Raw genomic sequence first — 19,371 nt, forward strand, 5'->3', positions numbered from 1 at the left:
CCTCCGGCAAACGGTGGGGGAAGCCCAGCCACGTTACTTGAGCACCCGCCGTGGGGGAACCGAATTACGGGCCCTCGGCCTGTCGTCGTGGAGGCCGGGGCGGAGCAGCAGCGGCAGCGTGACGGCGAGCAGGAGCAGGACGACGATGCCGTCCAGCCAGTAGTGGTTCGCGGTCACCACAACCACCCCGAACGTGATGATCGGGTGCGCGAGCCAGAGCCAGCGCCACTTGGTCCGGGTGATCAGGATCATCGAGAGCGCGATCAGTGCGGCCCACCCGACATGCAGGCTCGGCATCGCGGCGAACTGGTTCGCCATCCCGCCGGACCGCTCCACGCCGTACACGGACTGACCGAACGCGAGCCCGGTGTCGACGAACCCGGGCATCATCCGCGGCGGTGCCAGCGGGAAGATGATGTGCCCGGCCAGCGCGAGGCCGGTCAGGGCCACGATCGTCCAGCGGACGTGTGAGTACGCCTTCGGCCGCCAGATGCTCAGCCAGAGCAGTACAGCGGCCGTCAGTGGTGCGTGCACGGACGCGTAGTACAGATTCGCGCCCTCGACCAGGTGCGGAAGCTTCAGCGCCGCGTGCTGGATGGAGGCCTCGTTCGGCAGGTGCAGCCAGTTCTGGATGGCGAGTACGTCGTGTGCATGGTCGAACGCGGAGCCGGTGTGTTTGGCCGCGATCTGGCGTCCGGCGGTGTAGACGAGAAACAAGGTCGCCAACAGGACTGCTTCGCGTACCACCCGCCAGACGACCGGGCCCGTCCCCGATCGCCGGTTCTCGTTCTCCCCACCCAGTCCCACCCGCTCCAGCGCCTGCGTCCCCATACCTGTCGACGGTACCTGCCGTCTGCTCAGGATTGGCCCAGGCGTAACCCTGGCGTTTGCCCTGGGCAACCCCTGGTCATGCTCAGGGCGACCGTTCGTGACGCATCCGTCACGCCGTTGCGATCATCCCTTCACAGCGCCGGTCAGCACGCCCTTCGCGAAGTGCCGCTGCAGGAACGGGTAGATGATCAGGATCGGCACGATCGAGACGACCAGGATCGCCATCTGGATCGACGCCTGCGGTGGGAGCAGTTCGGTGCCGAGCTCCGCGGTCCCCAGTTGGGTGTCGTTGATCACGTACGTCCGCAGCACCAGTTGCAACGGCCACAGCTTGCTGTCGTTCAGGTACAGCAGCGCGGAGAAGAACGCGTTCCAGTACGCCACGGCGTAGAACAACCCGATCACTGACAGCACCGCCTTGGACAGCGGCAGCACGATGTGGACGAAGGTCTTGAGCTCACCCGCGCCGTCGATCCGGGCGCTCTCGGTGATCTCGTTCGGCAGGTTCATGAAGAACGCACGCAGCACGATCACGTTGAACGCGCTCACCATCGTCGGCACGATCAGGGCCCAGATGCTGTCCAGCAGCCCGGCGCCTTTGACCACGAGGTACGTCGGGATGATGCCGGGGGAGAACAGCATGCTGAACAGGACCACCAGCAGGATCGGCCGCCCGGCCGCGAACCCCGGCCGGGACAACGCGTAGGCGAGCAGACACGACACGGTCAGGCTGAGCAGCGTGCCGACCACGGTGACGAAGATGCTGATGAACAGCGCCTGGGTCACCACGCCGCCGGCGAACAGCGACTCGTAGGCGCCGAAGTTGACCGAGTCGGGGAACAGCACCAGGCCGCCGGACTCGTTGATCTGCTTGTTCGGAGCGACGCTGGTCGAGATCACCCCGACGAACGGGAGGATCACCACCGCGCAGAACACCAGCAGGACCAGGCCCTTGAACACCCGCATCGGCCAGGACGGCATCGGCACGCCCTGCACGATCTTCCGGGGTGCGCTGCTTCGGGGAACGATCGTTTGCGTCATCGGCTGTACACCCCCTGCTCCCCGAAGATGTGGGCCACCTTGTTCGCGGCCAGCACCAGGGCGACGCCGACCAGGCCCTTGACCAGACCGACCGCGGCCGCCACGCCCCAGGCACCACCGAGTACGCCGTTGTTGTAGACGTACGTGTCGAGTACCTCGCTGACATCCCTGCCGACCGCTTGCTGCTGCAGGATGATCTGTTCGAAGCCGACCGTGAGCGAGTCACCAAGCCGCAGGATGAACAGCAGGATGATGATCCCGCGCAGCCCCGGCAGGGTGACATGCCACAGCTGTTTCATCCGGCTCGCGCCGTCCACGCTGGCCGCCTCGTACAGTTGCGAGTCGATCTGGGACAGCGCGGCCAGGAACAGGATCGTCGCCCAGCCGGTGTCCTTCCAGATGATCTGCGAGGTCAGCAGGACGTGGAACAACTCCGAGTTCCCGATGATGTTCAGCGTGCCCAGGTCGTGTGATCGCAGGTAGTTGTTCAGCAACCCGCTGCCCCCGAGCATCTGCTGGAACAGTGCGACCACGATCACCCAGGACATGAAGTGCGGCAGGTAGAGGATGCTCTGCGCGATCCGCTTGATCCGCTCGGAGAACAGTGAGTTCAGCAGCAGGGCGAGCAGGATCGGTGCCGGGAACACGAAGACCGACTGCAGGCAGGTCAGGATCAGCGTGTTCTTCAGCGCCCGCAGGAACGCCGGGTCGCCGTTGAAGATCACCGCGAAGTTCGCCCAGCCGGACCAGTCGCTGCCACTGATGCCGAGGAACGGCTGGTAGTCCTTGAACGCGATCACGTTGCCGAGCAGCGGCACGTAGTGGAACGCGATGATCAGCGCGATCCCGGGCAGTGCGAACAGCAGCAGGACCCGGTCCCGGAGCAGGCGGCGCCCCAGACTGAGCTGTTGTGATCGCGGTGTGGAGCGCTGGAGCATCTACTTCCCTGCCGCCGCGGTGTGGGCCTGCTCGAGCTCGGTGCGCATCGTGTCGCCGCCCGAGGACCGCCAGGTCTGGACCGCCGCCGTCCAGTCCGACACCGGCTTCTTGCCCTGCACGATCTGGTTCTCCAGGTCGGTCATCGTCTTCGCGAGCTGCGTCTGCTTCTTCGACTGGGTGTCGGAGTACAGCCCGTACGACGCGTCGTACGTGAGCCGCGAGGCGACCTTCGTCTGGATCTTGTGCTGGTTCTGCGGTACGTCGGGCTTGCCGGCCCAGTACAGCGCCAGGGCGGAGTCGCTGATGTACTGCACACCGATGCCGGTCTCGACCACACCGACCTTCGTCGGCACCGGGTCGGTGCCCTGCAAGGTGTAGTGCCGGCCGACGACGCCGTACTTGCGGAACAGGTACTCCTCGGTGCCGAACGGCGCGGCCATCCAGTTCGCGATCTTCAGCAGGGTGTCGGCCGAGTGCTTGCTGTTCTTGCTGAACGACGTGACGTTGTTCAGCGCCGCACCCATCCAGGGCGCGCCCGCGCCGCCGTCGAAGCCGGGGACGTCGAGCATGTTCACCGCGAACGCGGGCCCGGCGGTGTTGTCGGAGTAGTACTGGTTCCACGCGACGAAGCTGTCGTAGTCGAACGCGGCGATGCCGCCGTTGAACCACTGCTTGCGGGCGCTGGCCTTGTCGTTGAACGCGTCCGGGTTGATCACGCCGGCGGCGACCATCTTGCGGCCGGCCTCGAGTGCGTCGAGTTGCGCCTCGTGCTCGTACATCGACGTGAACTTGCCGCCGTCCTGTTTCCAGACGTTCGGGATCGCGAGCATCTGCCGGATGGTCGACAGCGGTACCCGGGTCCAGGCCCACTTGTTCTGCTTGGCCGCGGTCAGCTCCTTGGCCAGGTCGAAGAACTCCTGGAAGTTCTTCGGCGCCGGATCCTTGATCCCCTTGGCGGCGAGGAGGTCCGCGCGGTACAGCGGCAGCGAGGTCCGCGACATGCCGCGCGGCACCGGGACGCCGTAGATGGCGCCGTTGAAGACGCAGCCCTTCCAGTACTCGGTCGGGATGTTGGCCAGGAACGGGTACTTGCTGACCGCGTCCCCGGACAACTGCTCGGTCAGATCCATGCACTTGGCCTTCACCAGGCCGGGAATCTGCACGGTGTCCACCGGGATGTTGATGATGTCGGGCAGGTCGCCGCCGGCGATCCGGGTCGCGAACTTGTCCTTGTACTCGTCGTTGGACGCCATGCTGATCTGCAGTTCGGAGCCGAGTCGTTCGTTCAGCTTCTGCCAGAACTGGTTCTTGTCCACCGACGGCGGGATCGCGCCAGGGATGTTGGTCAGGAACGTGATCGGCTTGCCGTCACCCGGCGCCTCGCTGATCGCCTTGACCGGGTTGGCCGGGTACTTCAGGAAGCCGTCCAGGACGACGTCGGTGCCGGGCAGATCCGGCTTGATCGCGCCGTACCTGGTGTAGGTCGGCAGTTTCACCGCCAGGTTGGCGGCGGCGGTGCCTTTCTTGTCCGACGCGCACCCCGCCAGCAGCGGCGTACCGGTGACCGCGACAGCGGCGGCGGCCAGACCACCGCCGAGGAATCTTCTTCTGCTGACTGGCATGAGGCCTCACTTCCATCGGAGGGCCACACCATGACATAGTACGTCCTATGTCTTCAAGAGTCGGCGCGCTGGAAATCGCTCCTACGGTCGTCTTCGATCCCGCGGGCAGCGGCTACCACACGTTCCGGATCCCGTCGGTCCTGGCGCGAGGCGAGCTGGTGCTCGCGTTCTGCGAGGGACGGCTGCACGGATCCGGCGACGCGGGCGAGATCGAGGTCGTGCTGCGACGCTCACTCGACGGCGGGCGGACCTGGCTGCCGCTGCAGGTCGTCTCGGCGGTGCCTGGTAAGACGTGCGGCAACCCGGCGCCGGTGATCGACCCGGCCAGCGGCGACATCGTGCTGGTCACGGTGCAGAACGGTGCCGACGCGGTCGAGATGTCGCTTGCCCGCGGCACCGATCCGGAGTCCGGCCGGCGCGTGTTCGTGCAACGGTCCGCGGACGACGGCGCGACCTGGAGTCCGACCGAGGAGATCACCGCGCAGGTCAAGCCGTCCGACTGGGGCTGGTACGCGACCGGTCCATGTCACGCGATCGCGCTGACCAGCGGCCGTCTCGTCGTACCGGCCAATCACTCCTTCGTGCCGGCGGAACCTGTCGACGATCTGATCCGGCTGAACGGCGGGCACTGCATCGTCAGCGACGACGGTGGGCACACCTGGTCGGTTGGATTCGTGGATCGCAACGACGGACCGGAGATCAACGCGAACGAGACGGCGGTCGCCGAACTGCCCGACGGCCGGTTGTACTTCAACGCGCGCAACCACCAGGGCACCGGCCCGGCCCGTGTCCACGCCTGGTCGTCCGATGGCGGTACGACGCTCGATGCGCCGTACGCCGGGATCCCGGAAGTCACGGCGCCGGGGATCCAGGGGAGCGTCCTCACCTTGCCCGACGGCAGGCTGCTGATGTCGACGCCGGTGAACCCGTCGAGCCGCCGAGAGCTGACCGTCTTCGTCAGTGCGGACTCCGGTCAGTCGTGGCTGCCCGGTCTGGTCGTGCACCCGGGCATGGCCGGGTACTCCGATCTGGTGCTGCTGCCCGACGGCACGGTCGGCATCTTCTACGAAGCCGGTGAGACCTCGTCGTTCGCGACCCTGCGCTTCGCCACATTCGCCCTCTGACGTTGGGAGACCCCTTGACCGACTCCGCCCAGTTGACCGGCGTCGTACCGCCGCTCGTCACGCCGTTCACCCCCGAGTACGACGTCGACACGGCCTCGCTGGCCCGGTTGATCCACTACCAGCTGACCGGGGGTGTGGACGGGGTGTTCGTGCTCGGTACCTCCGGCGAAGGAACGTTCCTGACCGACGAGCAGCGGCAGGTGGTCCTCGAGACCACCGTGGCGGAGGTTGCCGGGCAGGTGCCGGTGCTGGCCGGCGTCATCGACACCTCGACCGCCCGAGCCGGTGCGCATCTGTCCGCGGCGTTGAAGGCCGGCGTCGATGCCGTGGTCGCGACGGCGCCGTTCTACGCCGCCACGCATCCGGCCGAGATCGAGCAGCACTTCACGCGGTTGGCGACGATCGCCGGGAACGTCCCGATGTACGCGTACGACATCCCGCCGCGGGTCGGGACGAAGCTGCCCGCATCGTTGATGATCTCGCTGGGAGAGCGCGGGATCATCGCCGGAGTGAAGGATTCCAGTGGCCAGGAGACCAGCCTGCGGCAGTTGGTGCTGGACCGGCGGGACGCCGGGCTGACCGGGTTCGCGATCATGACAGGGTCCGAGCTGACGGTCGACTCCGCGTTGGCGTTCGGCGTCGACGGCGTCGTACCAGGGCTGGGGAATGTGGATCCGTCCGGGTACGTGCGGTTGTTCGACGCGGCGTCGGCGGGGGACGCGGCGACGGCTCGGGCGGAGCAGGATCGGCTCTTCCGGTTGTTCGAGATCATCACCGTGGCGGACCGTTCGCGGATGGGCGCGAGCTCGGCCGCGCTCGGTGCGTTCAAGGCGGGGCTGTACCTGCTCGGGGTGATCGACTGCCCGCTGACCGCCTTTCCCTCGATCCCGCTGAACGACGAGGAGATCGCCGCGATCCGCCCCCTTCTGGACCGTGCCGGATTACACTGACGGGTCCTAGACGAGGAGGCCGGCGGTGACAACGGGTGGGCTCAGCCGGGCACGCGGTGCGGCGGGGAATCAGTCCTTCATTCGAGACCAGATGAAGTCGTACATCCTGGAACGCGGACTGAAGGCGGGTGACCCGCTACCCAACGAGCAGGAGCTGATGGCTCAGCTCGGTGTCGGCCGGCACCCGTTGCGCGAGGCGATGAAGGCACTCCAGGCGGTCGGGATCATCGAGATCCGGCACGGCTACGGGACGTACGTCGGCGAGGTGTCGCTGCAGTCGCTGGAGGACGGGCTCGCGTTCCGGATGTCGCAGTCGATGGCCGGCGACCTCCGCGACGTACAGAACGTGCTGGAGGTCCGCCAGGCCATCGAGGTCGGCATGGCCGACGACGTGGTCGCCCACTTCAGCGCCCACGGCTACGACGACCTCGAGCCGATCGTGGGACGGATGGAAGCCAAGGCTCAGTCCGGCGAGTACTTCCCGGACGAGGACTGGGCCTTCCACCAGGCTCTCTATGAACCACTGGGCAACGCGCTGGTGATCGACCTGCTCAGCGTCTTCTGGCGAACGTTCGCCCAGGTCGACGCACGCCTTCCGGGCGCCCGCTACACCCCCGCCGACGCGGCCGCCTGGCACCGGGATCTCCTCAACACCTTGCGAACCGGAGACCCCGAAGCCTTCGCCCGCTCCATGAAGAAACACTTCAACGGCATCCACACCCGCCTGGAGGACTAGGCGACGTACAGCTCGACAGGATGTGTCGTCTGCTGACAGGCCTGCAGCGGGTGGGCTGAGCGTGCGTTGGTTCGCTGGACGGTGACACCTCCTGTCGAGCTGTCCGTTGTGGATAAGTCACGGCACGGTCTGGCCGAGTTCGGGCATCATCCCGGGATGGAATCGCCCGGTGAAGTCCTTGCGCGCCTCGGCGGGTGGGCCACCGGCTCCGAGTTGTCGGCTGTGACATCTCGACGGGCTGTCACAGCTGCGCTCGAGCGTGGTGAGGTGCAACGGATCGCGCAGGGCATCTACGCCGTGCCAGGGCTGCCGGCGGACCTGGCGGCCGCGCTCGCGTATGACGGCGTGCGCTCGTATCTGAGTGCCGCGACAGCCTGGCAGCTTCCGCTCCTGGTGGCGCCGGAGAAGCCGCATGTCACCGTTCCGCCCAACCGGCGTCCGCGTCCGGGGCCACCGGCCGTTCTGCACTGGGCGGCGTTCGACGCGGACGAGCGGCGGAACCGGACGACCTCATTGCTTCGGACGGTGGTCGACTGCGCCCGCGTCCTGCCGTTCGCAGAAGCGCTCGCCGTTGCGGACGCGGCTCTCGCCACCGAGTGCCTGAGCCAGGAGGAGCTCCTCGCCGCCACCGTCGCGATGCGCGGGCCGGGCTGCCCGAACGCTCGCCGGATGGCGGTCGCGGCGACCGGTCTGTCCGGCAGCATCCTGGAATCCATACTCAGGGCGCTGCTCATCATCGAGGGCATCGACGGTTTCGAGCCGCAGGTCCTGGTGACCAATGGATGGTTCCGGGCCCGGGTCGACCTAGGGCATCGCCTGGCCCGGGTGGCACTCGAAGCGGACGGCTTCGAGTTCCATGGGTCCCGACGAGATTTCACCGCCGACTGTCACCGGTACGACGAGCTGGTGGCAGCCGGGTGGTTGGTGCTCCGCCTCACCTACGAGCAGATCATCGGAGACCCAGCGTGGGTTGTCGCCACGGTCCGCGCCGCGTTGGCGCAGCGGTGCGGTGCAAACGGACAGGAGGTGTCACCGGCGGCATGAACTGGTGACGCTCGTCGGACCCGCTCGGTCGAAGAATTGAGCGGACACCTCCTGTCGAGCTGCACAGCGTTCGGCGTCCACAGTCCCCTCCCTCTCCTCCTCCTTCTTTCGTCAGGCGAAGAGGTTCTCCGCGTCGACGATTGTGTAGGCGTAGCCCTGTTCGGCTAGGAAGCGCTGGCGGTGGGCGGCGAACTCGGCGTCTACGGTGTCTCGGGCGACGATGGAGTAGAAGCGGGCGGTGCGGCCGTCGCCCTTGGGGCGGAGGACCCGGCCGAGGCGCTGGGCTTCTTCCTGGCGGGAGCCGAAGGTGCCGGAGACCTGGATCGCGACGGACGCTTCGGGCAGGTCGATGGAGAAGTTGGCGACCTTGCTGACCACCAGGCGGTTGATCTCGCCCTTGCGGAAGGCGTCGAACAGCCGCTGCCGTTCCCGGACCGTCGTCTCGCCCTTGATCACCGGGCATTCCAGCCGCTCACCGAGCTCGTCCAGCTGGTCGATGTACTGCCCGATCACCAGCAGCGGCTCGTCGGAGTGGTGCTCGGCGATCCGCCGTACCAGCCGGGATTTCGCCGGGGTCGACGCGGCCAGCCGGTAGCGGTCCTCCGGCTCGGCGGTCGCGTACACGAACCGCTCGGTCTGCTCCAGATCCACTCGCACCTCGACGCAGTCGGCCGGCGCGATCCAGCCCTGCGCCTCGATGTCCTTCCACGGCGCGTCGTACCGCTTCGGGCCGATCAGCGAGAACACGTCGCCCTCGCGGCCGTCCTCGCGGACCAGGGTCGCGGTCAGGCCGATCCGCCGCCGCGTCTGCAGGTCCGCGGTCATCCGGAAGATCGGCGCCGGCAGCAGGTGCACCTCGTCGTACACGATCAGGCCCCAGTCGCGCGCGTCGAACAGTTCCAGGTGCGAGTACACGCCCTTCCGGCGCGTCGTCATCACCTGGTACGTCGCGATGGTGACCGGGCGGATCTCCTTGCGGGCACCGGAGTACTCGCCGATCTCGTCCTCGGTCAGGCTGGTGCGGCGCATCAGCTCGTCCTTCCACTGCCGCGCGGACACCGTGTTGGTGACCAGGATCAGCGTGGTCGCGGACGCCTGCGCCATCGCGGCCGCGCCGACGATCGTCTTGCCGGCGCCACAGGGGAGTACGACGACGCCGGAGCCGCCGTGCCAGAACGAGTCGACGGCCTGCTGCTGGTACGGGCGCATGTCCCAGCCCTCACGCACCAGCTCGATCTTGTGCGTCTCGCCGTCGACGTACCCGGCGAGGTCCTCGGCCGGCCAGCCGAGCTTGAGCAGCGTCTGCTTGAGGTGACCGCGCTCCGACGGGTGCACGAGGACGGTGTCGTCGTCGATGCGCTCGCCCAGCATCGGCTTGACCTTGGCGCTGCGGAGCACCTCCTCCAGCACCGGCCGGTCGGTCGTCACCAGCACCAGTCCGTGCTGCGGGTGCTTCTCCAGCCGCAGTCGCCCGTACCGGTCCAGCGTTTCCGCGATGTCCACCAGCAGCGAGTGCGGGACGGGGTAGCGGCTGTACCGCAGCAGTACGTCGATCACCTGCTCGGCGTCGTGCCCGGCCGCCCGAGCGTTCCACAACCCCAGCGGCGTCAGCCGATAGGTGTGCACATGCTCCGGCGCCCGCTCCAACTCGGAGAACGGCGCAATAGCCTTCCGGCAGTCGTTAGCGTCCGGATGCGCAGTCTCCAGCAAAAGGGTCTTGTCGGACTGCACAATCAGAGGACCGTCTGTCACTGCATCTCCCATTCACGTGTCCGACCTTCCATTGTGCCTCAGGGGTCAATCGACGGCCCGGGCTGTGGAGATGCGGTGTAGGGCGTAGGTGCGGGGGTGGTCGGTGGTGTCTTCGTAGGCGGTGAGCCAGCCGTCGGCTACTCGGACGGGTTCGACGATGCGTTCGGAGGCGGTGCCGTTGTGGTCGACGTACGAGATCCAGGTGCGGGTGTGGGACTCGGCTGCGTTGGTCAGTACGGCGATGGTCTCGGCCGGGGCGGTCGGCTCGATCAGACCCTCGTCGGCGGGGCGTTCGGCGGCGATGCGGTCGCCGGCGCGGACCTTCTCGATCACCGCCTTGACCTGCTCGTCGGTCAGGTCGACTGCGCTGTCGGCGAAGTCCCGGCTGGAACGGCGACGTGGCGTGTCACCGCGGCGCGTCCCGCCACTGGTGACATGGGCGACCCCGTCGAACGTCTCCGCCAGCGGTGCCAGCCCCGCCTCACGCAGCCGGCTCAGCACCATGTCAGGCGGTGACGGCGACACCACCACGGTCGGCGCCAACCGCCGGAACCGAAGACCCGGCAGGTTGGAGCTGAGCAGCTGCGTCAGCACAGCCTCGTCATCACACCGCAGGTACGTCGACGCCGTACCAAGCCGGAGTACGCCGTGCCGCCGGGCAACGTCATCGATCAGGTACGTCAGCGGCTGAGGCACCGGCGTACGTGAGTGCTCGGCCAGCCACTTGTGCAGCTGGTCCGCAGTCCGCCCGAGGTCGAAGGCACGCCGTACCGAAGCCTCGCTGAACCGGTAGACCGCCGCACCGCCATGCGACTCGACGTCAGCCATGGCGGACAGCTCGTCCTGGACGACCCGCACCAGCGGACCGGGTGCGACCGCGGTCAAGTCGGCCTGCAGCAACACCTCTGAGACCGGATCCGGCACCAGCGGGCTGATCGCCTCGGCGAGGTCGTCCACCGTCGGCTCCGCGTCGAGCAGTGGCCGCGCATGCAGCGCCAAGGCGCCAAGACCGGTCAGACCGAGCAGTGCGGCCTCAGTGATCGTCCACTCGACCAGATCGTCGCGGAACTGCCCGCCACGTCGTGGTCGATGCCACGCCACCCAGGTGACTATTGACTCCGGGGCAGGCGCCGTACCAGCGTCAGCCTTCGACAACGCCTGCACTGTCAGCACCCGGACCTCAGGCGCCAGCAACCGCTCCAGATCCGGTGCGAGCGCGTTGATCAGCCGCTCGCGCGCAGCAGCTGTCGCACCACCACTGTCGCGCCGGCCGATCAGTCCGATCGCCCGCATCCCGCTGAACCACGCCGACACCAGCTGAGCCCACCGATGCGCGAGATCCAGGTCCAGCCAGTCGTCGTACGCGCTGGTCGGCAGCCAGAACTCACTCGTCCCGATCTCGGCCGCAGCAATCAGTCCGGCGGCATACGCGAACTCCAGCACCGCAGCGGTCGTCTGCTCCTCCGCACCGATCTTCCCGGCCAGACTGCGCAGATCACGCACGCCGATGCCACCGGTCCGCAGCACCGGAGGCGGTTCGGTCCCCAGCTGCTCCAGAGCGCGATCCACCTGCCGGACAAGGTCGAGCGCCGCACCAGCAGCCGCCCGGTCCGCGATCGACGCAGACACCGTCTTGCCGTCGAGCGGCGGCGGTGTCGGCCGGGTCGACGCCAGCACTCGCCCACCCCGCAGGTGCAGTCCGATCTGCCGAGGCAGCACGACCGTGTTCGCATCCTTCGGTACGACGAGGCCGCGCGCCAGCAACCGCTCGACCGGCGTACGGGCGGAGGCGATCGTCACCGGACGCTCAGCCTTCTCCACCGACCCGGTTGGCGGACCCCAAGTCAGTTTCGCGAGCACCTCACGCGCGTCCTGCCCAGCGTCCTCGATCAGCTGGTCCAGATCGCCGAAATGCCTCGTGGTGACCGGTCCGAGCCCGGCCGGGGTCGGGCCGAGCAGTTCGTGGACGGCGCGGATCGGACGCAGGTCGTCCTCCGAGCCCCACACCAACGCGAGCTTCAGCAGCTCGTCCACCCGAGGCTGGACCACCTCGACGGGCTGCGCCACGCCGGTCGCCAGCGCGGCCAGGTCCACCGGCTCAGGCAGCGCCGACAGGCCCTCCAGCAGATCGACACCGAACTCGTCGAGCCGGTTGATCGCCCGCGCAGCCGACGCGTTCGTCGTGGCCCGGGCCGCGAGCTGGCCGGTGTCCGCGGGGATCGGCATCGCCAGGTCCGGGCGACGCTGGAGCAGAAGACCGAGCGCGGCGTCGTCCCAGGTACGCAGCGCCTCGGCGAGGGTGCGTGGGCGGTTCCGGTCGGATGTGCTCATCCCTCCAACGGTACGGCCCCAGCCCTACCCACGACGAACCGTGTCACTCCGCGGCCCCGGCCCTGCCGATGCGGTGGAAGCCGACGCGTTCGTAGACCGCCGCGACCGCGTCGTCCGCGGCCGACAGCAGGATCAGGTCGACACCGTGCGCGAACGCATGCTCGGCGAGCGTGGAAGTGACGGCCGCGGCCAGTCCGCGGCGACGCATCGACGGCAGCGTCCCCACACCGACGATCTCCGTCGTCGTGCCGACCGGCTGGTGCTGTCCGCTGGCGACCATGCCGACGTCGGTGAACGCCCCGGCGCTCACGGAGATGCCCTGGGCGACCCGCGCGACGACTGCCTTGATCCGCTCGTCCGGTACGTCGGCCGCCTTCGCGTCCCGCTCCGCCGGTCCGCCCGCGCCGATCGCCGTACCCGGGTCGTGGAACGCGAGCGACGCCACCGCCGAGGCCTGACGCAGTACGGCGTCGTCCGCGGACAGGATCTCGCAGCGGGCATCCGCGGACACCGGGCGCAACTCGTCGCGTTCGAGCACGAGCAGCGGGTGCTCGACCACGGTCAGTCCGGCCGCGGCTGCCGCCGGACCGAGTGACGGACAGGTCTCCACGACCCACTCGAGACTCAGCGGGATCTCGAGCACGGCACACCGCGCCCGCAGTACGTCGATGTCCGCCGGTTCGACCACCGCCGACGAGCCCGGTACCGGACGGGCGTAGTACGGCCAGGCCGTCGTACTGCGGAAGAGGGTGAACGGCCCGATCTGCTCGGGGATCGCACCGGACAGCGGGGCCGCGTGGAGGTAGTCGTCGACTCTGGTGATCATCGCGACGCAGTGAATCACCAGGCCGGATCGAGCGCCAGGGATTATGTCGAACCGCAGGGGCCGGCTCCGACGTTCTGAGTGTCAGTGATGATCGAGGGAGGACGTGGCATGCAGAAAGTGAGCTCGGCGGACGGTACGGCGATCGCCTACGAGCGGATGGGGAGTGGGCCGCGGGTGATTCTGGTCGGCGGTGCCCTCTGCGACCGGAACGCGCTCAAGCCGTTGGCGGTGGAGCTGGCCGCCGACTTCGATGTTGTGACCTACGACCGGCGCGGCCGTGGTGACAGCGGCGACGGTACGCCGTACTCCGTGCAACGCGAGGTGGACGACCTCGGGGCGCTGCTGACGGCGGTCGGCGGTACGGCTGCCGTCTACGGGCACTCGTCGGGAGCCGGGCTGGCCGCGATCGCGGCGAGCGCCGGACTGCCGTTCACGAAGGTCGTGCTGCACGAGCCGCCGTACGGGCCTGATGACGTCGACTCGAGCGAGGACGGCGGTCGCGTGCTCGAGCTGATCCGCGAGGGCCGTGGGCAGGAGGCGGTCGAGCTGTTCCTCATGATGGCGGGCATGCCGAGGGAGGCCGCCATCGAGACCGCGGCCTTCCCGGGCATGGCAGAGATCGCTCCGACGCTCGCCTACGACTTCGCCGTGATGGACCACGGCGCACCCGGCGGCCGCACGCCGGTCCACGTACTCCGGAAGATCACGCAGCCGGCCATGGTCGTCGCCGGGACCGCGTCGCCGCCGTTCATGGTCGACGCGGCCCACCGGATCGTCGGCATCCTGCCCGCGGCCCGGTTGACCGAGCTCGCCGACCAGGACCACGTCGTACCGCCGGAGCTCCTCGCCCCGGTCCTGCGGGACTTCCTCAACCGGTGACTCAGCCGGTGACTCAGCCGTTAGCTCAGTCGGCGACGATCTCGATCGAGACCTTGTCCGGGTAGAACGCGACGTACTCGCGGATGTCCGCGACCGCGTCGTACGGCTGCTCGTAGGTCCACACCGCGTTCACCCCGTCCGCCCCGGCGGGGAGAACGCTGTAGTACGACGCGTCACCCTTGTACGGGCAGTACGTCGCGTGGTCGGTGCGCTCCAGCAGCCCGAAGTCGACGTCCTCGCGCGGGATGTACTGCACCGCGGGATAGCTCGCCTCCTGCAGCGACAGCGCCTCCCGGGTGTCCGCGATCACCTGGTCACCGAGCCTGACCACGACCCGATCGGGGTTCTTCCCGACCGTGATCGGGTGGTCCGGACCAGGAATCTTCACTGTCTTCTCCGCCATCTCAGCTCCCAGAGAGTTGACCTCAACCGTCAACTTTTCAACAACCAGGAACCGCCGACGGTCATTCCCGCGCGGGCGCCAGTTCCTCGAGCTGGACGACCAGGCATGGGCCGCCGTCGAAGGCGCCGCCGTCGATGCCGAGGACGAGGCCGTCGGCGTACAGGTTGGGGCCGGTCAGGTTGGCCGGGTCGATGCCGAGCTGGTCGGCCACGATGCTGTGGCCGTGGACGATGCGATGGCCGCCGAGATGATGCAGCAGGATGGTCGCCACCTCGCCGCCGCTCGCGCCGCGGAACGCGTACCGCGACGTCATCCGGCGCCAGATCTCCCACCACACGACGATGTCGTCGGTGTGCAGTTCGGCCCGGGCCGCTTCGTTGATCTGGTCGATGCTGTCGCCCCACTCGACGTACTCCGCGGTGTCGGAGTGCATCAGCAGGTGCCCGGCGTCCAGCGCGAGCATCGGCTGCTCGAGCAGCCAGGCGACGTCGTCCTCGGTGAGCAGCTCCTGGTCGCGGTCCTGACCGCCGTTCAGCGCCCACGACCGCTCGAAGCTGCGGGTCGTGATCCCGTCGTGCGGCACGAACTCGTCACCGAACTTGTGCATCCCGAGCGCGAGGATCTCGTGGTTGCCGAGCAGCATCCGGATCGCTCCGTCCGGCGCCTGCTCGATCAGCCCGCGGACATAACGCAGTACCCCGATCCCGTCCGGGCCGCGGTCGAAGAAGTCGCCGAGGAACCACAGCCGCGCGTCCTGGCCGGACCAGTTGCCGTCGGCATCCGTCAGCCCGGCCTCCTGCAGCGATGCCGTCAGCTTCTCCAGATGACCGTGGATGTCGCTGACGGCATACACCGCCGTCATGTCATCCCCGGACGGTGAGCACGATCAGTACGACGTTGAGGACGGAGACAGCGGTGGCGACCAGGCATGCCAGGAGGGTAGTCGCCCACCGGTTGGTGAAGTCACCCATGACGCGCCGGGAGGCGGTCAATCGGACCAGGGGCCACAGGGCGCAGGGGATGCCGAAGCTGAGCACGACCTGGGACACGACCAGGGCGCGGCTCGGGTCGATGCCGATCGCGAGAATCAGCAAGGCCGGAATCAGGGTGACGAGGCGGCGGACCGCCAGCGGGACGTGGCGGTGCCAGAAGCCTTCGAGGATGACCGAGCCGGCATAGGTGCCGACCGAGGAGGACGCGAATCCACTGGCCAGCAGGGCGAGCGCGAACAGCAGCGCGGGGAGCTGACCCAGACGGTCGCCGATGGCGGCGTGGGCGGCGTCCAGCGAGTCCGCGCCGGTGCCGCTCAGTGCTGCGGCGGCCACGACGACCATGGCGAGGTTGACCGCGCCGGCCAGAGCCATCGCGACGGCCACGTCGATCCGGGTGGCCCGCAGTACCCGGGACTTGCCGGCGGCTGACCGGATCGTCTTCCAGTGGCGGTCGGTGACCAGGGCCCCGTGCAGCCAGATCGCGTGTGGCATCACGGTCGCGCCGAGCATGCCGGCGGCCAGGACGAGGGACTCGGTCCCGTCGAGCCGTGGCACCAGCCCGCCCACGACTCCGGCCGCGGACGGCTCGGATTGGACGGTGGAGACGACGAAGCCGACCAGGACCACGGCGAGAAGCCCGATGATCGCGGCCTCGAACGGCCGCTGTCCACGCTTCGACTGATAGACCAGCAGCCCGAACGACACCGCTCCGGTGATGGCACCACCGAGCAACAGCGGGATCCCGAACAGCAGATTCAGCGCGATCGCGCCGCCGACCACCTCGGCCAGGTCGGTCGCGATCGCGACCAGCTCGGCCTGGAACCACAACCCCGTCGACGTCGACCGTTTGAAGTGGTCACGGCACAACTGCGGCAGCGTCCGGCCGGTCGCGATGCTCGCCTTCGCCGCCAGATACTGCACGAGCACAGCCATCAGGTTCGCCCCGACCACGACCCAGCACAGCAGATAGCCGTACGTCGCGCCGGCCGCGATGTTGGTCGCGAAGTTCCCGGGATCGACATAGGCGACCGCCGCAACGAACGCCGGTCCGAGCAAGAGAAGCCCGGACCGGTTCAACTGCCGCCGCAGCGGTGCCGGTGCGTACATGGAAGAAGTTTCCATGACAGCACCGACAGCGCATACCCCTGATCTCGCTTTGAGACAGAGCGAACACGCTGTGAGACACAAGTTACAGCTAGAGGACCTTGCCTACCGCCGGAGTTCAGGCCCAGGAGAAGTGGACTTCGAGGGCGATCTGGACGGTGTGTTCGCCGGGCGTGATGTTGAGGGACGCGTCGAACTTCGCTGCCGCGCCGCCCAGGGGCGTGAACTCCGCCATGGGGAAGTGGCGGTTGGTCTCGGAGATCGAGGTGACGGAGCCGACGGAGTAGCCGGCCAGGGCGGCGAGTTCCTGCGCCTTGTCCCGGGCCTGGCGGAAGGCGAGCTCGCGGGCGCGGGTGAGCAGCTCGGTCTTGTCCTCGATATCGAACTGCAGCGCCTGCAGCCCGAGGCTGTTGCCAGCGGCACCCACTGCGGCGTCGAGCAGCCGCCCGAACCCGGTCAGCTCCTTCGTCGTCACGGTCAGAGTGTGCGAGCCGCGGTACGCCGGTGACGTGCCGGGCTCGCGGTACTCCTGGAAGACGCTGACGGTGGTGGTGGAGATGTCGTCGGCCTCGACACCCTGGTCGCGCAGCGCTGCGGTGACCGCATCCGTCCGCTGAGCCACCTGCGAGACCGCGGCGGCCACGTCCGGCGCGACATGCTCGACGCTGAACGACACACGCAGTACATCCGGCGCCGCACCCACCTGGCCCGACCCGACAACACTCACCCCAGTGTCCATGAGCGCAGTCTGACACTTCCCTCGGTCATCGGGGTCTGATCATCTGGTGTCGGCCGCGCCGTCACCCGGCCGCGGCACACTGCACCATCGACTTCACGCCCAAGGAGACATTGATGCGCAGCCGGATCCTCATCTCTACAGCTCTCGCCGGTGTCCTGCTCACCGGACTGACCACCGCCGACGCGTCCGGGAAGGACTCTGGCGTCGCCCGGGCCTTCGAGGCGACCACGCGCAGTACGGCGTGGACGCAGGTGGCGCGAGTGCCGCTGAAATTCCCGACGTACCACCCGCAGGGATTCGCGCTGGTGGGTGATCTGATCTTCATGACCAGCGTGGAGGTGCTGGAGGCGCCGGTGAAGTACCCCGAGCCGGTGGACGGGTACGACCGCAGCCCGGGCAAGGGGATCGGGCACCTGTTCGTGATCGACCGGCAGGGCAACCTGAAGAAGGACATCCGCCTCGGCGAAGGTACGGCGTACCACCCGGGCGGAATCGACTACGACGGGCAGAACCTGTGGGTGCCGGCGGCGGAGTACCGCCCGGACTCGCGGGCGATCATCTACACCGTCGACCCGCGGACCTACCGGGTGACTGAGCGCTTCCGGGCGAACGACCACGTCGGCGGTGTCGTCCGTGACCGCACCACCGGTCTGGTCCACGGGGTCAGCTGGGGCTCACGGACGCTCTACGAGTGGACCACCACCGGCCGCCGCCTGGGCGCCGTACCCAACGAGAGCCACATCCTCGACTACCAGGACTGCGATTACGTGGCGCGCGGCAAACAACTCTGCGGCGGCGTCACCACCCTCCCCGGCCCGGCGAACACCACCTACGACCTGGGCGGCCTGGCCCTCCTGGACCTCCGCACCAACCGCATCCTCCACGAGATCCCCTTCCCCGCCTTCTCCCCAACCACCGCCCACTCCGCCACCCGCAACCCCGTAGCCCTGGAAACCACCAACAGCAAACTCCGCCTCCTCACCGCCCCCGACGACGGCGAAAACCCAGGCGGCACCGAGATCCAGATCTACGAGTCCCCACTGAGCTAATCGGGCGCGACGGACTGCGCGGCGGTCAGCAGCCGGCCCGCCCAGTCGACGCTCTTCGCGGCATCGGCAGCAGACACAGCTGCCGCCTGGTACTGAGCCTTCGACTTGAGCTTGAGCAGCCGGGAGAGCGTCGTACTGCTCTCCCGGCCGACTGGCCCAGCGCCCTTCAATTCGGCGACAGCCTCTGCGTGGTTGTCGGACTTCTTGGTCCTGCCGGTCAAGGCAAGGCAGATCGCATCCTTGGAGTTGATCCCGGAGGTGACCGCGTTCGAGGCCGCGGCGTTGAAGAGCTGAAGGTCGTTGGTCAGTTCGGCGGCTTCGAGGAACTCGCGAGCCTTTGCCAGGTGCGCTCGGGCTTCATCGAGTGCGGACACTTAGCCGGCCTTTCGGGTGAGGGTTCGCTGGGGTGAGGTGCCGGCGATCGGGACGGCGTCGCGGCGGAGTTCGGTGACAAGGCGTTCGTCGCCGGCGATGAGCTCGCGAACCTCCTGGGCGCTGTATTCGACGACCTCGCACGAGTTCCCGGACCACAGGCTTGCGTGTTCCGCCAGTGTTGCGAGCTGCTCGACCCAAGTGGGGTCCGACTCGTCGATGTCATCCGGTCGAACGATCAGCAGGTCGAGGTCGCTGTCGGTGCCGCCTTGTCCGCGAGCTGTCGAGCCGAACAGCCAGACTGCCTTCGCGCGCAGCTGCCACCCGTCTGCTTCTGCCTTGATGCGTTCGAGCAGAAGCTCCCGGAGTCGCGCGAGGTGATCGATCGCCTGGTACGCAACGTGATCCCGGTTCAGTGTGTAGAGCCGAGCGCGACCAGCCGGCTGGGTGGACACGACACCGTTTCGGACCAGGTCGTCGAGCACCTTCTGTACGCCGCTGGGGCTGCCGGGAGCTCGCAGGAGCCCGGCCACCGCACGTCCGGTCAGTGGCTGATCGGTCCGCGCGAGCACGCCGAGAACCCGGCCGTGAACTCCGGGAATGACGCTCGACACCGGCTCGGGAAACTGCACGCCGA

The 19,371-nt window shown here is 68.1% G+C and carries 19 protein-coding genes; 6 read left to right on the forward strand and 13 right to left on the reverse strand.

The genetic code is table 11. The annotated features are described in order from the left end of the window. Positions 1-33 precede the first annotated feature (33 nt). The 4 genes from AB0I34_RS14395 to AB0I34_RS14410 all read right to left on the reverse strand — a co-directional run bounded on the left by AB0I34_RS14395 (position 34) and on the right by AB0I34_RS14410 (position 4,433). On the reverse strand, positions 34-831 hold the full coding sequence (locus tag AB0I34_RS14395; RefSeq protein ID WP_360444966.1) for a phosphatase PAP2 family protein: 798 nt from the start codon (positions 829-831) through the stop codon (positions 34-36). A 123-nt stretch (positions 832-954) separates the two neighbouring features. Continuing rightward, positions 955-1,872 carry a carbohydrate ABC transporter permease gene (locus tag AB0I34_RS14400; RefSeq protein ID WP_360444968.1) on the reverse strand — a complete coding sequence of 306 codons (918 nt, stop codon included), beginning with the start codon at positions 1,870-1,872 and terminating at the stop codon, positions 955-957. Continuing rightward, on the reverse strand, positions 1,869-2,810 hold the full coding sequence (locus AB0I34_RS14405; RefSeq protein ID WP_360444970.1) for an ABC transporter permease subunit: 942 nt from the start codon (positions 2,808-2,810) through the stop codon (positions 1,869-1,871). The genes AB0I34_RS14400 and AB0I34_RS14405 overlap by 4 nt, the downstream gene beginning before the upstream one ends. Beyond that, positions 2,811-4,433 (reverse strand): extracellular solute-binding protein, encoded by a 1,623-nt coding sequence (locus AB0I34_RS14410; protein ID WP_360444972.1) that lies wholly within the window; start codon positions 4,431-4,433, stop codon positions 2,811-2,813. Between the two features lie 47 nt (positions 4,434-4,480). Between AB0I34_RS14410 and AB0I34_RS14415 the strand changes: the two genes are divergently transcribed. The 4 genes from AB0I34_RS14415 (at position 4,481) to AB0I34_RS14430 (ending at position 8,287) form a co-directional block, all read left to right on the forward strand. Continuing rightward, complete coding sequence (locus AB0I34_RS14415) at positions 4,481-5,557, forward strand: sialidase family protein (RefSeq protein ID WP_360444974.1); 1,077 nt, start codon at positions 4,481-4,483, stop codon at positions 5,555-5,557. Between the two features lie 14 nt (positions 5,558-5,571). Next, on the forward strand, positions 5,572-6,507 hold the full coding sequence (locus AB0I34_RS14420; protein WP_360444976.1) for a dihydrodipicolinate synthase family protein: 936 nt from the start codon (positions 5,572-5,574) through the stop codon (positions 6,505-6,507). Positions 6,508-6,532: 25 nt separating this feature from the next. After that, positions 6,533-7,243 carry an FCD domain-containing protein gene (locus AB0I34_RS14425; RefSeq protein ID WP_360444978.1) on the forward strand — a complete coding sequence of 237 codons (711 nt, stop codon included), beginning with the start codon at positions 6,533-6,535 and terminating at the stop codon, positions 7,241-7,243. A 156-nt stretch (positions 7,244-7,399) separates the two neighbouring features. Beyond that, positions 7,400-8,287 carry a hypothetical protein gene (locus AB0I34_RS14430; RefSeq protein ID WP_360444980.1) on the forward strand — a complete coding sequence of 296 codons (888 nt, stop codon included), beginning with the start codon at positions 7,400-7,402 and terminating at the stop codon, positions 8,285-8,287. A gap of 111 nt (positions 8,288-8,398) precedes the next feature. On the opposite strand, the gene AB0I34_RS14435 is transcribed toward AB0I34_RS14430, so the two are convergent. The 3 genes from AB0I34_RS14435 to AB0I34_RS14445 are packed head-to-tail and all read right to left on the reverse strand — an operon-like array spanning position 8,399 to position 13,196. Next, the gene (locus tag AB0I34_RS14435; RefSeq protein WP_360444982.1) at positions 8,399-10,039 is read right to left on the reverse strand and encodes a DNA repair helicase XPB; all 1,641 of its coding nucleotides are present in this window, start codon (positions 10,037-10,039) and stop codon (positions 8,399-8,401) included. A 45-nt stretch (positions 10,040-10,084) separates the two neighbouring features. Next, the gene (locus tag AB0I34_RS14440) at positions 10,085-12,370 is read right to left on the reverse strand and encodes a helicase-associated domain-containing protein (RefSeq protein WP_360444984.1); all 2,286 of its coding nucleotides are present in this window, start codon (positions 12,368-12,370) and stop codon (positions 10,085-10,087) included. A 43-nt stretch (positions 12,371-12,413) separates the two neighbouring features. Then, positions 12,414-13,196: a GNAT family N-acetyltransferase gene (locus AB0I34_RS14445; RefSeq protein WP_360444986.1), complete on the reverse strand. Its 783-nt coding sequence runs from the start codon at positions 13,194-13,196 to the stop codon at positions 12,414-12,416. 108 nt (positions 13,197-13,304) lie between these two features. Here AB0I34_RS14445 and AB0I34_RS14450 point away from each other — a divergent pair, with 108 nt between their 5' ends. Beyond that, the gene (locus tag AB0I34_RS14450) at positions 13,305-14,075 is read left to right on the forward strand and encodes an alpha/beta hydrolase (RefSeq protein ID WP_360444988.1); all 771 of its coding nucleotides are present in this window, start codon (positions 13,305-13,307) and stop codon (positions 14,073-14,075) included. 25 nt (positions 14,076-14,100) lie between these two features. Here AB0I34_RS14450 and AB0I34_RS14455 read toward each other — a convergent pair whose 3' ends face one another. The 4 genes from AB0I34_RS14455 to AB0I34_RS14470 form a co-directional block, all read right to left on the reverse strand. Continuing rightward, complete coding sequence (locus AB0I34_RS14455) at positions 14,101-14,478, reverse strand: DUF427 domain-containing protein (protein ID WP_360444990.1); 378 nt, start codon at positions 14,476-14,478, stop codon at positions 14,101-14,103. Between the two features lie 61 nt (positions 14,479-14,539). Further along, a complete protein-coding gene (locus AB0I34_RS14460; RefSeq protein WP_360444992.1) occupies positions 14,540-15,340 on the reverse strand; it encodes a metallophosphoesterase family protein in 801 nt (266 codons plus the stop codon). Between the two features lies 1 nt (position 15,341). Next, a complete protein-coding gene (locus AB0I34_RS14465; RefSeq protein ID WP_360445145.1) occupies positions 15,342-16,577 on the reverse strand; it encodes an Nramp family divalent metal transporter in 1,236 nt (411 codons plus the stop codon). Between the two features lie 115 nt (positions 16,578-16,692). Further along, entirely contained in the window at positions 16,693-17,313 is a 621-nt protein-coding gene (locus tag AB0I34_RS14470) for an SIMPL domain-containing protein (RefSeq protein WP_360444994.1), read from the reverse strand. 113 nt (positions 17,314-17,426) lie between these two features. Here AB0I34_RS14470 and AB0I34_RS14475 point away from each other — a divergent pair, with 113 nt between their 5' ends. Next, complete coding sequence (locus AB0I34_RS14475; RefSeq protein WP_360444996.1) at positions 17,427-18,362, forward strand: DUF6454 family protein; 936 nt, start codon at positions 17,427-17,429, stop codon at positions 18,360-18,362. Here the strand turns inward: AB0I34_RS14475 and AB0I34_RS14480 are convergent. Together AB0I34_RS14480 and AB0I34_RS14485 are read right to left on the reverse strand one after the other, a co-directional pair. After that, entirely contained in the window at positions 18,359-18,736 is a 378-nt protein-coding gene (locus tag AB0I34_RS14480; RefSeq protein WP_360444998.1) for a HEPN domain-containing protein, read from the reverse strand. The genes AB0I34_RS14475 and AB0I34_RS14480 overlap by 4 nt on opposite strands. Beyond that, positions 18,737-19,366, reverse strand: coding sequence for a nucleotidyltransferase domain-containing protein (locus AB0I34_RS14485; RefSeq protein WP_360445000.1), 630 nt, complete (start codon positions 19,364-19,366; stop codon positions 18,737-18,739). Between the last annotated feature and the right edge of the window lie 5 nt (positions 19,367-19,371).

Source organism: Kribbella sp. NPDC050281, assembly GCF_040655855.1.
In the GTDB taxonomy this organism is placed as follows: Bacteria; Actinomycetota; Actinomycetes; order Propionibacteriales; family Kribbellaceae; genus Kribbella.